This is a genomic window from Roseovarius halophilus (ex Wu et al. 2025) (assembly GCF_047086965.1).
The window spans coordinates 1-14018 of sequence record NZ_JBKOTX010000152.1 but is presented as its reverse complement, the minus strand read 5'-3'; the positions used below and the strand labels follow the sequence as shown (position 1 = coordinate 14018).

At 66.5% G+C, this 14018-nt stretch carries 12 protein-coding genes, 4 tRNA genes and 1 pseudogene; 11 read left to right on the top strand and 6 right to left on the bottom strand.

What is annotated here, in order from left to right; translation table 11 throughout:
- The first annotated feature begins 219 nt into the window (after positions 1-219).
- The 5 genes from ACH107_RS23615 (at position 220) to ACH107_RS23595 (ending at position 2866) form a co-directional block, all read left to right on the top strand.
- The gene (locus ACH107_RS23615; RefSeq protein ID WP_412507931.1) at positions 220-522 is read left to right on the top strand and encodes an HU family DNA-binding protein; all 303 of its coding nucleotides are present in this window, start codon (positions 220-222) and stop codon (positions 520-522) included.
- A gap of 21 nt (positions 523-543) precedes the next feature.
- A tRNA-Val gene (locus ACH107_RS23610) sits at positions 544-618 on the top strand.
- 91 nt (positions 619-709) lie between these two features.
- Positions 710-785, top strand: a tRNA-Val gene (locus tag ACH107_RS23605).
- Positions 786-940: 155 nt separating this feature from the next.
- On the top strand, positions 941-1909 hold the full coding sequence (locus ACH107_RS23600; RefSeq protein WP_412507929.1) for a PAS domain S-box protein: 969 nt from the start codon (positions 941-943) through the stop codon (positions 1907-1909).
- 60 nt (positions 1910-1969) lie between these two features.
- Positions 1970-2866: an ATP-binding protein gene (locus ACH107_RS23595; protein WP_412507928.1), complete on the top strand. Its 897-nt coding sequence runs from the start codon at positions 1970-1972 to the stop codon at positions 2864-2866.
- Between the two features lie 130 nt (positions 2867-2996).
- On the opposite strand, the gene ACH107_RS23590 is transcribed toward ACH107_RS23595, so the two are convergent.
- The gene (locus ACH107_RS23590; protein WP_412507927.1) at positions 2997-3791 is read right to left on the bottom strand and encodes a DUF4189 domain-containing protein; all 795 of its coding nucleotides are present in this window, start codon (positions 3789-3791) and stop codon (positions 2997-2999) included.
- A 187-nt stretch (positions 3792-3978) separates the two neighbouring features.
- On the opposite strand from ACH107_RS23590, the gene ACH107_RS23585 reads away from it, so the two are divergent.
- Together ACH107_RS23585 and ACH107_RS23580 are read left to right on the top strand one after the other, a co-directional pair.
- Positions 3979-4055: transfer RNA gene (locus ACH107_RS23585), tRNA-Asp, on the top strand.
- Between the two features lie 37 nt (positions 4056-4092).
- A tRNA-Asp gene (locus ACH107_RS23580) sits at positions 4093-4169 on the top strand.
- A 73-nt stretch (positions 4170-4242) separates the two neighbouring features.
- On the opposite strand, the gene ACH107_RS23575 is transcribed toward ACH107_RS23580, so the two are convergent.
- Together ACH107_RS23575 and ACH107_RS23570 are read right to left on the bottom strand one after the other, a co-directional pair.
- A complete protein-coding gene (locus ACH107_RS23575; protein ID WP_412507926.1) occupies positions 4243-5553 on the bottom strand; it encodes a S41 family peptidase in 1311 nt (436 codons plus the stop codon).
- A 4-nt stretch (positions 5554-5557) separates the two neighbouring features.
- On the bottom strand, positions 5558-6943 hold the full coding sequence (locus ACH107_RS23570) for a dipeptidase (protein WP_412507924.1): 1386 nt from the start codon (positions 6941-6943) through the stop codon (positions 5558-5560).
- A 199-nt stretch (positions 6944-7142) separates the two neighbouring features.
- Here ACH107_RS23570 and hemA point away from each other — a divergent pair, with 199 nt between their 5' ends.
- The 3 genes from hemA to ispG all read left to right on the top strand — a co-directional run bounded on the left by hemA (position 7143) and on the right by ispG (position 10961).
- Positions 7143-8366, top strand: coding sequence for a 5-aminolevulinate synthase (hemA, locus tag ACH107_RS23565; RefSeq protein WP_412507923.1), 1224 nt, complete (start codon positions 7143-7145; stop codon positions 8364-8366).
- A gap of 106 nt (positions 8367-8472) precedes the next feature.
- The gene (locus ACH107_RS23560) at positions 8473-9750 is read left to right on the top strand and encodes a helix-turn-helix domain-containing protein (RefSeq protein ID WP_412507922.1); all 1278 of its coding nucleotides are present in this window, start codon (positions 8473-8475) and stop codon (positions 9748-9750) included.
- An 86-nt stretch (positions 9751-9836) separates the two neighbouring features.
- The gene (gene ispG / locus ACH107_RS23555) at positions 9837-10961 is read left to right on the top strand and encodes a flavodoxin-dependent (E)-4-hydroxy-3-methylbut-2-enyl-diphosphate synthase (RefSeq protein ID WP_412507920.1); all 1125 of its coding nucleotides are present in this window, start codon (positions 9837-9839) and stop codon (positions 10959-10961) included.
- Between the two features lie 134 nt (positions 10962-11095).
- Here the strand turns inward: ispG and ACH107_RS23550 are convergent, their stop codons facing one another.
- Positions 11096-11572 carry a disulfide bond formation protein DsbA gene (locus tag ACH107_RS23550; protein ID WP_412507919.1) on the bottom strand — a complete coding sequence of 159 codons (477 nt, stop codon included), beginning with the start codon at positions 11570-11572 and terminating at the stop codon, positions 11096-11098.
- The gene (locus tag ACH107_RS23545; protein ID WP_412507918.1) at positions 11572-12312 is read right to left on the bottom strand and encodes a DsbA family protein; all 741 of its coding nucleotides are present in this window, start codon (positions 12310-12312) and stop codon (positions 11572-11574) included. The genes ACH107_RS23550 and ACH107_RS23545 overlap by 1 nt, the downstream gene beginning before the upstream one ends.
- A gap of 196 nt (positions 12313-12508) precedes the next feature.
- Here ACH107_RS23545 and ACH107_RS23540 point away from each other — a divergent pair, with 196 nt between their 5' ends.
- Positions 12509-13660, top strand: a complete 1152-nt coding sequence (locus tag ACH107_RS23540) for a pyridoxal phosphate-dependent aminotransferase (RefSeq protein ID WP_412507917.1) — start codon at positions 12509-12511, stop codon at positions 13658-13660.
- A gap of 260 nt (positions 13661-13920) precedes the next feature.
- Here ACH107_RS23540 and ACH107_RS23535 read toward each other — a convergent pair.
- Positions 13921-14018, bottom strand: a pseudogene (locus tag ACH107_RS23535) (allantoinase); the annotation flags it as partial.

Here is a 14018-nt window from a genome sequence, read left to right as displayed (position 1 = left end):
AGGGCCGAGCAAAAAGCCCTTGAACCCGAAGCCGTCACGGAGGTTAAAATGGCGGCCTAACCAGCGCAACGCGCTGTCTCAGAACCGTGCCCCGGTACAACAGCAACCACACCGGCGCGCAAGGCCGCCACGCCCAAGGCCGCGCGGACGACGCAGCCGGCCGGGACCGCCGAAACAAAGCGCAAAACGCCCTCCACTACAGCGCCCCCCGAACCAAGGGTGGTCGAGGACAGCACGCCCGATGTCTCGGGGTCCATGCTCAAGAAACCCGCGCTGATCGACCGCGTCATGGCCGAGACCGGCATGAAGAAGAAGGACGTCAAGCCGGTGGTCGAATCCACGCTCAATGTCCTGGGGCTCGGGCTGGCGAATGGCGAGGACATGAACCTGCCGCCCCTGGGCAAGGTCAGGGTCAACCGCACCAAGGACCTGTCCAACGCCAAGGTCATCGTCACCAAGGTGCGCCAGCCAAAGGCCCGCGCCCCCGTGGCAAAAGACCCCCTTGCGGATACGGGCGAGTAAGGCTAAATCCCGCAGCGGATTGGGTGATTAGCTCAGTGGTAGAGCGCTTCGTTCACATCGAAGATGTCAGAAGTTCGAATCTTCTATCACCCACCATTTTCCTGTCAGGGTTCCGGGCAGATCAGGCATCGCGCGGGGCGGCAGGGGCTTGCCAGCGGCGCGAGGCCTCTGTAAATCGCCCACCACCGGGTCGTTAGCTCAGCTGGTAGAGCGCTTCGTTTACACCGAAGATGTCGGGAGTTCGAACCTCTCACGACCCACCATTCAAAGCTCATGACATCGTGACGGTTTGGCGAAGCGACGGCCAACCGTGTCGACTCGGCTGTGCCTGACGTCTATCGTGATTGCGGCGTGGCCAAGGTGGCCATCCAAGGACAGTTTGCCTGTCCCTTCTCACCAAGACCCGAGGACCTGGAAATTGAGTCTGGCCGCAGACAGCCTCTTCATGTCCAATCCCGATCCGATGTGGATATATGACCTCGAGACCTTGCGGTTTCTTGCGGTCAACAAGTCGGCAATCGCCAAATACGGATACACCCGCGCAGAGTTCCTGGCGATGACGATCGCGGATATCCGTCCCGCCGATGATCGCGCCGCGCTTGCAAGGAACGTAGCGGCGGTCACTGAAGGCCGCGGCGAAAGCGGGACCTGGCGGCATTGCCTGAAGTCGGGCGAGGTGATCCATGTGGATATCACGGGCCACACGATCACCCATGACGGCCGCCGTGCCGAACTCGTTGCGGCACGCGATGTCTCGCGCCTCGTCCTTGCCGAGCAGGCGGCGCAGGCGGCGCTCGCGCGCGAGGAAGCGGCCTCTCGTGAGTTGGCGCGGGGGAACTGGCTGCTTGAAATCGCCGGAACGTCGGCGAAGTTTGGCGCATGGCGATACGACATTCACTCTCATCAGATCGAATGGTCGCCGCAGACCGCCCGTATCCACGATGAACCCGAGGGCGTCTCGCCCACCGTAGAGCAGGGCATCGCATACTACGCTCCGGAATACAGGGACCGCATTGCAACCCTGTTCCAGGCCTGTCTGCACGACGGCATCCCCTTCGCCGAGGAACTCGAGATCATCAGTGCGAAGGGCCGCAGGCTTTGGGTGCGCACGACGGGCGAGCCGGAACGCGATGATGCGGGGCGGATTGTCGCCGTGCGGGGGTCTTTTCAGGATATCTCCGAGCGCCGCCAACTGGAGGACCGGCTGCGCCAGGCCCAGAAGATGGAGGCCGTCGGCCAGCTGACGGGCGGCGTCGCACATGACTTCAACAATTTGCTCACCGTCGTTCTGGGCAATGCCGACGCCCTGTCAGACGAGCTGAAAGAGCAGCCGCATCTTCAAACCATGGCCGAAATGACCGCCAATGCCGCCATGCGTGGGGCCTAGCTGACCAACCGTCTGCTGGCCTTTTCACGCAAGCAGGCCCTCAAGCCACAGGTGCTGGACGTGGGCCAGTTGATCCAGGGGATGGATGGCCTGCTGCGGCGCACGTTGCCAGAGCATATCGAAATCGAGATCGTGCAATCGGGCGGGTTGTGGAAAACCGAAGTCGACCCCGGCCAGCTTGAGTCGGCGCTTTTGAACCTGGCGCTCAATGCCCGCGATGCGATGCCCGATGGCGGCGCGCTGACCATCGAGGTGGCCAATGCCGCGCTGGATGACGCCTATGTGGCCAGCGAACTGGATGTCGAGGCCGGGCAATATGTGCTGATCGTGGTGACCGATACCGGCCCGGGCATGCCAGAGGAGACCATGAACCGAATTTTCGAACCTTTCTTCACCACCAAGGACGTTGGCAAGGGCTCGGGGCTCGGGCTCAGTATGGTCTACGGGTTCGTCAAGCAATCCAGGGGCCACATCCGCGTCTATTCGGAAATCGGCGAAGGTACGGCCTTCAAACTCTACTTTCCACGTGCCCGCGCCAAGCAGGACCGGGCGCATTTCGACGTCGCGGATCAGACGATCGCTGGAGGACAGGAGGTGATCCTGGTCGTGGAGGATAACGGGGTCGTGCGAGACCATGTCGTGACGCAGCTCAAGGGGCTCGGATACGGGGTTTTGCAAGCGTCGGAAGGTGCTGAAGCGCTCGAAATCCTGCAACAGGGCCAACGGATCGACCTTCTTTTCACGGACGTGGTCCTGTCCGGCGGTATGGGGGGGCGCGAAGTGGCTGCGGCCGCCCGCGAACGCCGCCCCGATATCAAGATCCTTTTCACTTCGGGCTATACCCAGAACTCCATCGTTCACAACGGCAAGCTGGATCCGGGCGTCGACCTGCTGAGCAAACCCTACCGGCGCGAGCAGCTTGCCTTGAAGCTGCGCAAGGTGCTGGATCGGACCTGAGGCGGCGGCACCACGGGCCGGCGATGCCGCCTGTCTGCCAGCGCTGGGTGTCTCGCATGGCCGCGGGCGGGGATGCGCGCTTGAAGGTGACGCGACGGCCACGCGCCCCCCGGGCCGCTGCGCCGCCCGGTCATTTGCAGTAGCTGTAGACGACCTGGCAGGTGCCTTGCTGGTCCCGTTCACAAAACCGGCGGGCGAGCGTTTTGGCGTTGGCGTCGGTGTCGCCTGCGCCGATCCCCCACCAATACCCCCCCTGGGTCCGTTGGGCGAGGGCATGGCACCTTTCGCGCGTCGGTTGGGACACGGTGCGGCAGTCGGCACTGCCGCAGTAATCGAGCGCGGTTCGGCTGGCCTCTGCGACCGAGGCAGCGCGCCCGTGGCCGAATCGGCCGGCCATGTCCAGCGCGAAGACCATCGCATCGGGCCTGGTGGTTTCGTCACCATGCCGCCGGGTGCGCGTATCGCTTTCCTCGGTCGTTACGGGGATGACCGCGATCGGTCCAAGCTCGGCCCGGATGTGATCCAGGCCCCCGAAAACCTTCAGCGTGCGGTCCACGAACTGCGCCTGGACCACGTAGTCCGTCCCGGACTTGAGTTCGCCGGCCGGGGCCCGGCGTTCGACCAGCGGGTGTCCGGTCTGCATGAACTCGCAGCAATCCGATTTCCTGAAGAGCACCGTGCGATTGCGCCCCTCCGGGTTGATCTCGATGACGGCATAGCGCAATTCGTCGATCCGGCAGTCCGAGAAATCCCCCGGCAGAATGCGGATCGAAAAGTCCCTCGGAACCTTCTCGCCGTCTTGCGGCGCGTCGATGACGGGGCTGCACGGGTTGGGCGCGGCGTTTGCCGTCGGTGTGTCGAGCAGGGCCGCAAACATGGCAATCACGATTGGGATCAGGCCTGCGGCCGGGCGTGTAAGTCGCATGGCATCGCCTCCTTTCCTCCCCACAACGCGCTAACAGTCGCCCGGCAAACCGGTCAACGGTCCCGGTCACCACGGCCGGACGGGCGCAGAAAAACCTTGCGAGGGCCAGCCATTCTCGCTTGACGCTGCGCGGGGCCGCGCCTAGAAGACACGCCACGCCTCGGGGCACGTCCCGGGCGGGCAGCGAGCGGTTGTAGCTCAGATGGTTAGAGTGCCGGCCTGTCACGCCGGAGGTCGCGGGTTCGAGCCCCGTCAACCGCGCCACCGCTGCCCCGCCCTTGATGCCCGGATGCCGGAAAGCGCGGTTGTAGCTCAGATGGTTAGAGTGCCGGCCTGTCACGCCGGAGGTCGCGGGTTCGAGCCCCGTCAACCGCGCCACTTTCCGCACTGTCGCGTGACCGAATGGTCCACTTGCGGACCTGCCCAGCCGAGAGTGGCTTCTGTATGGGCATCAGCCGTTTTTGATCATATCCAGCACCGATTTCACCCCCGGATCGCGGCCCGCGCGGAAGGCGGGCGCGTCGAAGGGCAGGGCGGTCTCGGGGGCCACCCCGACGCCATTGACCACCGCCCCCGCGGCGTCGCGATAGACCTGGTGCGCCATGCCCAGGCGCCAGTCGGTGGGCAGCGTGATTTCCATGATGTCCGACAGCGCCCCGGCCGTGCGCGCGCCAACGACAGTGACCTGCGGCATCTCGCCCAGCGCGAGGGTCAGCACTTCGGCTGCCCCGGCGGTATAACTGGAATTGAGCAGATAGACCGGCTGGGTCAGCGGCAGGTCGGTGGCAATGGTGCGCGCGGTCTCGGGCGGGGTATACTCGTTCTCGGTGCGGATTTCCTTGCTGAAGGCCCGCACGGGGCTGTCGGTGAAAAACCCCGCGTAGGCCAAGGCCACCGCGTCGGACCCGCCGGGATTCAGCCGGTTGTCGAGGATGATGGCGCGGGTGTCGCGCAGCGCGTCGGCGACCCTTGAAAAGGCGCTGGCCGCCGTGACGTCCTGCGCGGTGCCCACGCCGGGGCGTGTGGCGGTGTGGCGCAGGAAGACATAGCCGATATTGCCCTCCAGCACGGTGTATTCCAGCCCGGTATCCCCGACGCGTGTCAGGTCGTTGGCGCGCGGGATCTCGCGGAAATCTACCGCCTTGGCGTGCCAGGGCGGCGTTTCGGCGGGGGTCACGGCGCGGCCGCCCTCGGGGTCGAATAGATAGACCAGCGTGTCGTCGATACCGGCCAGCAGGTCCTGCATCGCGGGCCAGAGATCGTCGAGGGTGCGCACGCCCGGGGCCAGGGCCTCGTAGCGGGCGGGCCAGTCGATCCCGTGCCGGTCGAAAAAGGGATAGTGTTCGTTCAGCCCGTGCCAGGCGATGTCGAACGCGTCGCGCACGGTGGGTTCCTGCGGCGTGCCGCCCTCGGCACAGGCCGCGGGCAGGGCGTCCAGCCGGCGCGTGCGGATGGGGTTGGACGCGCCGTCGATGTCGATGCGCAAGCCGCCGTCGCCCTCGGCGTTGAGCGCGATATCGCCCAGTTCCGCCAGGACAAGCGAATGCGCGGGGCCGCGGTAGACGGGCAGGCAGGAGACCTCCGTGCGCTGATAGGCCGTGACCATGATCCGGCCCACGTCCACCACCAGGCCGTAACCCTGCGTGCGCCAGACCCCGCGCAGCTCGGGCGGGGGCCAGAACAGCGGCCAGGTCAGGACGATCAGACCCGCCAGAAGGCCGATCAGCCGCCCGATCCAGCCGACGACGAACCGGAAGACCATGCTGTCAGCCGGCCAGCGCGGCCAGGACCCGCGCCCAGGACCGGATGCCCTTGTGGAAACTGTCGAGGTCGTATTTCTCGTTCGGGCTGTGGATGCGGTCGTCCTCGTTGGCAAAGCCGATCAGCATGGCGTCCATGTCGAGAACGGTCTTGAAGAACCCCGCGATGGGGATCGAGCCACCCATGCCGGAAAGGACCGCCTCGCGGTTCCATTCCGTGCTCAGCGCCTGGCGGGCCTTCTCGAATTCGGGCCGGTCGGTGTTCATCACCGAGGCGGGCGATCCGTCGAGGTCCTGGTTCCACTCGATCGTCAGGTCAGGCTTGAGCTGGGCCTCGACATGGGCGCGCAGCTTGGCGCGGATGTCGGCAGGGTCCATCCCGCCCACGAGGCGGCAGGTCAGTTTGCAATGCGCCTCGGCGGGGATCACCGTCTTGGTGCCTACGCCCTGGTAACCGCCCCAGAGGCCGTTGATTTCCAGCGTCGGGCGCGCCCATTGCTGGACCAGAGCCGAGTATCCCTCTTCACCATGGGCACGCGTCAGCCCGGCATTGGCCAGATAGTCGGCCTCGTCAAAGCCGGCGGCCTCCCACTGGCGCAGCAATTCCGGCGGCACCTCGTCCACGTCATCGTAAAAGCCCGCGACGGCGACCTTGCCCGTGACATCATGGAAAGAGGTGATGATGCGCGATATCTCGCGCAGGGGGTTGATGGCCGGGCCGCCGTAATGGCCTGAATGCAGGTCCATGGCCGGCCCCCTGAGCGTGAACTCGTCCTTGAGCATCCCGCGCAGCTGGCTGGCGATCGAGGGCACGCCGGGGGCGACCATGGCGGTGTCGCAGATCAGCGCGAGGTCGGCCTTCAGCGCGTTGGCGTTCTCTTCCATGTAGGGCACGAGTGAGGGCGAGCCGCTTTCCTCTTCGCCCTCGAAGAGAAACGACAGTTGCAATGGCAGGCTGCCATGCACGGCCTTCCAGGCGCGGCAGGCCTCGACGAAGGTCATCAGCTGGCCCTTGTCGTCGCTGGCGCCGCGGCCGCGGATCAGAGTCTTGCCGTCGCGGTCCTCGACGTGGGGATCGAAGGGGCCATGATCCCAGAGCTCCAGCGGGTCGACGGGCTGCACATCGTAGTGACCGTAAAACAGCAGGTGCGGGCCGCTGCCCCCCTCGGGCGCCTGGCCATGGGCCACCACCATGGGGTGGCCCGGGGTGGCGTGCTTCTCGGCGGCAAAGCCGATCGAGGCGAGGTCGGCCGCCAGCCAGTCGGCAGCCCGGTCCACCTGGGCGTCATGGGCCGGGTCGGTGGAGATCGAGGGAATCGCCAGGAAATCTGTCAGTCGCGCCAGCGCCTGCGGCAGATCCTCGTCGATACGGGCGAGCACGGAGTCGAGCATGGGGGTCCTTTCCTGCGGTTGATCCTCAACCTACCGGCCCTGCGCGTGATGTCCATGGGGCCGGGGCAGGGGCGGTGGACGAATTGCCATCAGGGGCGGCAAATTGTAGCCTGTTGTCTCGGCAGGGGCCGGCCTATATGCGGTTCCAACAATGGGCGCGCCGCACGCAGGGCGCCCAGGCTGCTTTCGGGGGTGACCCATGGACTATACCGCGCATCTGGATGACGCATTGTCACGACTGCACGAAGAAGGCCGTTACCGGACCTTCATCGACATCGAAAGACGCCGCGGCCAGTTTCCCCATGCGATCTGGCGGCGGCCGGATGGCACCGATCAGCAGATCACCGTGTGGTGCGGCAACGACTACCTTGGAATGGGCCAGCACCCGGCGGTGCTGAGCGCAATGCACGAGGCGTTGGAGGCCACCGGTGCGGGCTCGGGCGGTACGCGCAACATCTCGGGAACGACAGTTTACCACAAAAAGCTGGAGGCGGAGCTTGCAGAACTGCACGCGAAAGAGGCAGCGCTGCTTTTTACGAGTGCCTACATCGCGAATGATGCGACGCTCTCGACCCTGCCGAAACTCTTTCCGGGGCTGATCATTTACTCGGACAGCCTCAACCACGCCTCGATGATCGAGGGGATTCGCCGCAACGGTGGCGCCAAGCGGGTGTTCCAGCACAACAATCTGGACGATCTGCGCGCCAAGCTGGAAGCGGACGATCCGGCGGCGCCCAAGCTCATTGCCTTCGAGTCGGTCTATTCCATGGATGGCGATTTCGGCCCCATCGCGGCAGTCTGCGACCTGGCCGAGGAATTCGGCGCGCTGACCTATCTCGACGAGGTCCATGCGGTTGGCATGTATGGCCCGCGCGGCGGCGGCGTGGCCGAGCGCGATGGTCTTCTGGACCGGATCGACATCGTCAACGGCACTCTGGGCAAGGCCTTCGGCGTGCATGGTGGCTATATCGCGGCCAGCGCGAAAATGTGCGATGCGGTAAGGTCTTACGCGCCGGGCTTCATCTTCACGACGTCGCTTCCGCCGGTGGTGGCCGCCGGGGCCGCGGCCTCGGTCGCGCATCTCAAGACCGACCCGTCGCTGCGCGAGGCGCACCAGAGGCAGGCGAAGATCCTCAAGACCCGGCTGCGAGGGCTCGGCCTGCCCATCATCGACAATGGCAGCCACATCGTGCCGCTGATCGTGGGCGATCCGGTGCACACCAAGACGATCTCGGACATGCTGCTGGCGGATCACGGCATCTACGTGCAGCCGATCAATTTTCCGACCGTCCCGCGCGGCACCGAGCGGCTGCGTTTCACCCCATCGCCGGTGCATGGCCCGCGCGAGATGGACGCCCTCGTCAAGGCGCTGGATGCGCTGTGGTCCCATTGTGCGCTGAATCGTGCCGAGCTTGCCGGGTGAACTTTCTGCCGGTGCGTCCCCGCTTGGAACGTGGTACATAATAGGATATCCGGGTGCGAGGACGAATCGCGTCCACACCGGGGCGGGGCAGAGCAGAGAATACCGGATGATCCGCAAAGGGTTCAGGACCGAACCGGCACAGCCGCAGCAGGACACGCAGGGATTCGATGCCTTCGACCTCAGGCTCGGCGACCTGATGCGCGGCGAACGGGCGACGATGGGCAAGTCCCTTCTGGATGTTCAGCGCGAGCTGCGCATAAAGGCGGCCTATATCGCCGCGATCGAGAACGCCGATCCGACGGCCTTCGATACGCCGGGCTTCATTGCTGGATACGTCCGCTCCTACGCGCGGTATCTTACCCTCGATCCCGACTGGGCATTCGAGCGGTTTTGCCGCGAAAGCGGCTTCAGCACCACCCACGGCATGTCCGATCAAGCGTCAAGCGTGAAAGTCCGCGAACGGCCGGCCGTGCGGAGCGACGCGGATATCTTCGCAGCCCCCATGACCCCCTTCGTGCCCGCGCGCGAGGCCATGTTCAGCCAGATCGAACCGCGCGCCATCGGGTCGGTTCTGGTGCTGGTGGCGCTGATCGGCGGGCTGGGCTACGGCGGCTGGACCGTGCTGCAGGAGGTTCAGAGGGTGCAGCTTGCTCCGGTCGAGAACACGCCCGACGTCATGGCCGAGATGGACCCGCTGGCCGGGACCGAGCGGCGCGACGCGCCTGACGATGACGCCAGGGCCGAGCGCGGCGGGCCTGATCCCGGTGCGCTGGACAGGCTCTATCGGCCGCAGGCGCTGGAGGCACCGGTCATGGTCGCCCGCGACGCACCGATTTCGACGCTTGATCCGCGGGCCATGGGCGTGCTGGTCTCGCCCGCCGCGCGCGACAGGATGCTTGCCGCCGCCGAGGACATCGCGGACCCCGCGGCGCAAGACCAGGACAGCGCCGATATCTCGGTGCCGGGAAATGAGGCCCTGGCCGGGTTGAACGCCGATGACATGCCGGACGCGACGGTTCAGGTCACCCAAGACCCGCCACCGGGCGTGAAACTGGTGGCCGTGCGCCCCGCTTGGGTCCGCGTGCGCGGCGCCGACGGCGCGGTGCTCTACGAAGGCATCCTCAACGCCGGGGACACTTATGACGTTCCCCGCACCGAAACGGCCCCGCGCCTCAGGATCGGCGAATCCGGCGCGGTCTATTTTGCCGTCGCTGGCCAACATTATGGCCCCGTGGGCCAGGACGGCGCGGTCAGTTCCGATGTTGCGCTGTCGCCCGAGGCCGTGCTGGAGGACTACCAGATGGCCGACCTGTCCACGGACAGCGATCTGGCGGCGGTGGTCAACTTTGCCGATCTGGGGGCTGGTCAGGCCGGGGGCCAGTGATGCGCCTGCGTGCCAAGGCCCCGTTGCCCCATCCGCGCCGAGGCCCTAGGTAGGAATTGAGCGCAGCCTTACAGGATCACGACCACATGTCTCTCAATCCGGTGCGCCCCTGGCGCAACATCCATCGCCGCGAAAGCCGCAAGATCATGGTCGGCGACGTGCCCGTGGGCGGCGACGCCCCGATCTCGGTCCAGACCATGACCAATACCGAGACGACGGACATCTCCGGCACCATCGCCCAGGTCCAGGCCGCCGCCGAGGCGGGCGCGGATATAGTGCGGGTCAGCGTGCCCGACGAGGCCAGTTCGAGGGCGCTGAAAGAGATCGTGCGCGAAAGCCCGGTGCCGCTCGTCGCCGACATCCATTTCCACTACCGGCGCGGCATCGAGGCCGCCGAGGCGGGGGCCGCCTGTCTGCGCATCAATCCCGGCAACATCGGTGATGAGCGGCGGGTGAAGGAGGTCATCTCGGCCGCCCGCGATCACGGCTGTTCCATGCGCATCGGCGTGAACGCGGGATCGCTGGAAAAGCACCTGCTGGACAAATACGGCGAGCCCTGTCCCGATGCCATGGTCGAAAGCGGGCTGGACCATATCAAGGTGCTGCAGGACAACGATTTTCACGAGTTCAAGATCAGTTGCAAGGCGTCCGATGTCTTCATGGCCGCCGCCGCCTACATGCAGCTGGCCGAACAAACCGACGCGCCGATCCACCTTGGCATCACCGAGGCCGGGGGCCTCACCTCGGGCACGATCAAGTCGGCCATCGGGCTGGGCCAGCTGCTTTGGATGGGGATCGGCGACACCGTCCGCGTCAGCCTCTCGGCCGATCCGGTGGAAGAGATCAAGGTGGGCTACGAGATCCTCAAGTCCCTGGGCCTGCGCCATCGCGGGGTGAACATCATTTCCTGCCCCTCCTGCGCGCGGCAGGGCTTTGACGTCATCAAGACCGTGGAAGCGCTGGAAGAGCGGCTCGAACACATCAAGACGCCGATGTCGCTGTCAATCATCGGCTGCGTGGTGAACGGCCCCGGCGAGGCGCTGATGACCGATGTCGGCTTCACCGGCGGCGGCAACGGTGCGGGCATGGTCTATCTCGCGGGCAAGCAGAGCCACAAGATGTCGAACGATCAGATGATCGACCACATCGTCGAAGAGGTCGAGAAGAAGGCGGCCGAGATCGAGGCAAGCGCGGTGCCGGTTTCAGATTGAGTGGCTGCGCCACGCCGGTGTGTCTCGGCGTCGGCTGCGCCGCCGCCTGCGCGTTCAGGGGGCTGTCTGCCCCCTCTGCCTGCGGCATTCACCCCCGACGGTTTTTCCGACCCGAAGACGCCTTGCGGGGCGGGTCAGCGGTAGCGGTCGAGCACCGCGAGCGGGACATCGCCCCGCACCATCACGGTCGGGAAGACGTAGGACGGCACGGTGTCGAGCGTGAGCGCCGCCATCAGAGCCGCGCTTTGGGCCGGATCATGCAGGGCGATGCGCAGGCCATTGTCGCGGGCATAGCGCCGCAGGCTCTCGGCCAAGGCGCCACCGGGTGGCGTGAAGACGGCCATGGCGACGGGGCCAGTGTCGCCCAGCAGATGCGCTGCGGCCGGATCGAAGAGGCGATCGGCCCGGGCGTCGATCAGCGCGAGGTCGCTTTCGATCTCTGCGGCGTAGCGGTCGGGGCCGCGCAGGGCGCGTGCGACGATCTCGGGCTCGTCCAGCAGCAGGGCGCGGACCTCGGCCCCCAAGGCCGCCCGTTCGGAGGCCGTCAGATCCAACCCCTCGGCATGGGCGGTGAGGGGCAGGGCGGCCAGCGCCAGCGCGACCGGGCGCATCAGTCCGCCGCGCGGACCTCGTCGACGACCTGGCGCATGGCGTCGAGCGGGGCATAGCCGCGCAGCATCTGGTCCTCGAAGACGAAGGTGGGTGTGCCGGTGATCTGCATCCGCTGGGCCAGCAATTGGTTGGATTGCAGCACTTTGTTCACCGCGTCCGAGGACATCTCGGCCATGATCGCCTCGGTCTCCAGCCCCAGAGTGTTGGACAGTTCCGTCAGGCTGGCCTCGGTCACGTCGGCGCGCTGGGTCATGAGCGCGTCGGAGACCAGCTTGTAGGCCTCATCCCCGGCCACGGTCTGGACCGCGACCGCAAAGCGCGAGGCCAGCACGGACTGGTCGCCCAGGATGGGAAGTTCCTTGATGATGTAGCGGATGTTCCCGTCGCCGGAGATCAACTCCGCCACCTCCGGATGCGCCCGTTTGCAGTAGCCGCAGCGGTAGTCGAGAAACTCGACGATGGTGATGTCGCCCTCGGGGTTGCCACCGACCCAGGAATGGCCGTCCTCGAAGAGCGCCGCGCGGTTCTGGGCCACAAGCTCGGTATCGGCCTGGGCGCCTTCCTCGGCCTGGCGCTGTTCCAGAACGTCGATGGCCTCCATCAGGACTTCGGGGTTCTCCAGAAGGTAGGCGCGCACCTCGGCGCGGAAGGCCGCGCGTTCGGCCCCGGTCATGTTGTCGAGTTCCAGCCCGAGGGCGGGGGTGGCGGCCAGTGCGAGGGCGGCGAGGGTCAGGCGCATGTGGTCTCTCCGGTTATCTGGGGCTGGCCTGCCGTGGAGGCCGCGCCCGGGATCGCGGGCACCCTAGCATTGTCGGCCCGGCCTGCAAGCGCAGGCTCACGCATCCTGGCCCTGCGGCGCGAGGCGCATTGACGCCCCGCGCCCGGGCAGGGCAGACACGCGGGGGCAGGACTTCCCACAACACAGGGGCGGGCAGATGCGGAACTCAAGACGGGGCGAGGTCGATCCCTTCATCGTGATGGACGTCATGGAACGCGCCCGCCAGGCCGAGGCCGGGGGGCGCGAGATCATCCACATGGAAGTGGGCCAGCCGGGCACCGGCGCGCCCCGAGCGGCGCTGGAGCGGTTGTCGGCCGAGATGGCCGAGGCGCCGCTGGGCTATACCGTGGCGCTGGGTCTGCCGGAGCTGCGGGCGCGCATCGCGCGGCACTACGGCGAGTGGTACGGCCTCGACCTGGACCCGGGCCGGGTGGTGGTCACCGCCGGGGCCTCGGGGGCCTTCCTGCTGGCCTTTTCGGCGCTGTTCGACACCGGCGAGCGGGTCGGGCTGGGGGCGCCCTGCTATCCCAGCTATCGCCAGATCCTGCGCGCGCTGGACCTGATGCCCGTGGACATGCCGACGACGCTGGAAAACCGGATGCAGCCGGTGCCGGGCGATGTGGCCGCGCATGATTTGCAGGGGCTTCTGGTCGCCTCGCCCGCCAATCCCACGGGCACCATGCTGGGCGGGCTCGAGCTGGCCGGGCTGGCCCGCGCCTGTGCGGCGCGGGATGCCGCGCTGATCAGCGACGAGATCTACCATGGCATCGACTACGAGACCCGGCCCGTCACGGCGCTGGAAGTCACCGACGAGGCCTATGTGATCAATTCCTTTTCCAAGTATTTCTCGATGACCGGCTGGCGCGTGGGCTGGATGGTGGTGCCGCAGGATCACGTGCGCCGGATCGAGCGGCTGGCCCAGAACATGTTCATCTGCCCCACCCATGCCAGCCAGCGCCTGGCCCTGCATGCCATGGACTGCCCCGAGGAATTGAACGCGAACCTGGCCGTCTATCGCGAGAACCGTCGCCTGATGCTGGAGGAACTGCCCAAGGCCGGGTTCACCCGAATCGCGCCGCCCGACGGGGCCTTCTATGTCTATGCCGATGTCAGCGGCATGACCGACGACGCCCTGGCCTTTGCCGCCGAGATTCTCGACCGGGCCGGTGTGGCGGTGACGCCGGGGCTGGATTTCGACCCTGTCGAGGGGCGGCATTGGCTGCGCTTCTCCTATGCCCGCAGCGCCGAGGACATTCGCGAGGGGCTGGCCCGGCTGACACGCTTCATGTCCGCGCGCGGGGCGGGCTGATGCGCCGGATCACGCGCCTTTTCACCGGGGTGAAGGGGGCAGGCTGCGCGCTGGTGCTGGCTCTGGCGGGCATGGGGCAGGCGCAGGAGTTTTCCGGGTTGGCGCGGCTGGACGTGGCCGCGAGTTCGGTGAGCGACACCCGCCGCGGGCTGGAGTTGGAGCTGTTCCTGAGCCAGGTGGTCCCTTGGCGGGTCTTCGTGCTGGACGATCCGCGCCGGCTGGTGATGGATTTCCGCGAGGTGGACTGGCGCGGCGCCGACACCCGCCTGCCCCTCGGCATAAAGATAGTCGAAACTGTCCTTGAGATAGCTTTCGAACTGCGCCCCGTTGGTGAACCCCGCCTGGATAGCAAAGCGCA

What these genes read in the sequence shown, in the direction of transcription:
- ACH107_RS23590 (WP_412507927.1), bottom strand. Translation starts at nt 3,791, where the DNA reads ATGCGACTTACACGCCCGGCCGCAGGCCTGATCCCAATCGTGATTGCC.
- ACH107_RS23575 (WP_412507926.1), bottom strand. Translation starts at nt 5,553, where the DNA reads ATGGTCTTCCGGTTCGTCGTCGGCTGGATCGGGCGGCTGATCGGCCTT.
- ACH107_RS23570 (WP_412507924.1), bottom strand. Translation starts at nt 6,943, where the DNA reads ATGCTCGACTCCGTGCTCGCCCGTATCGACGAGGATCTGCCGCAGGCG.
- hemA (WP_412507923.1), top strand. Translation starts at nt 7,143, where the DNA reads ATGGACTATACCGCGCATCTGGATGACGCATTGTCACGACTGCACGAA.
- ACH107_RS23560 (WP_412507922.1), top strand. Translation starts at nt 8,473, where the DNA reads ATGATCCGCAAAGGGTTCAGGACCGAACCGGCACAGCCGCAGCAGGAC.
- ispG (WP_412507920.1), top strand. Translation starts at nt 9,837, where the DNA reads ATGTCTCTCAATCCGGTGCGCCCCTGGCGCAACATCCATCGCCGCGAA.
- ACH107_RS23550 (WP_412507919.1), bottom strand. Translation starts at nt 11,572, where the DNA reads ATGCGCCCGGTCGCGCTGGCGCTGGCCGCCCTGCCCCTCACCGCCCAT.
- ACH107_RS23545 (WP_412507918.1), bottom strand. Translation starts at nt 12,312, where the DNA reads ATGCGCCTGACCCTCGCCGCCCTCGCACTGGCCGCCACCCCCGCCCTC.
- ACH107_RS23540 (WP_412507917.1), top strand. Translation starts at nt 12,509, where the DNA reads ATGCGGAACTCAAGACGGGGCGAGGTCGATCCCTTCATCGTGATGGAC.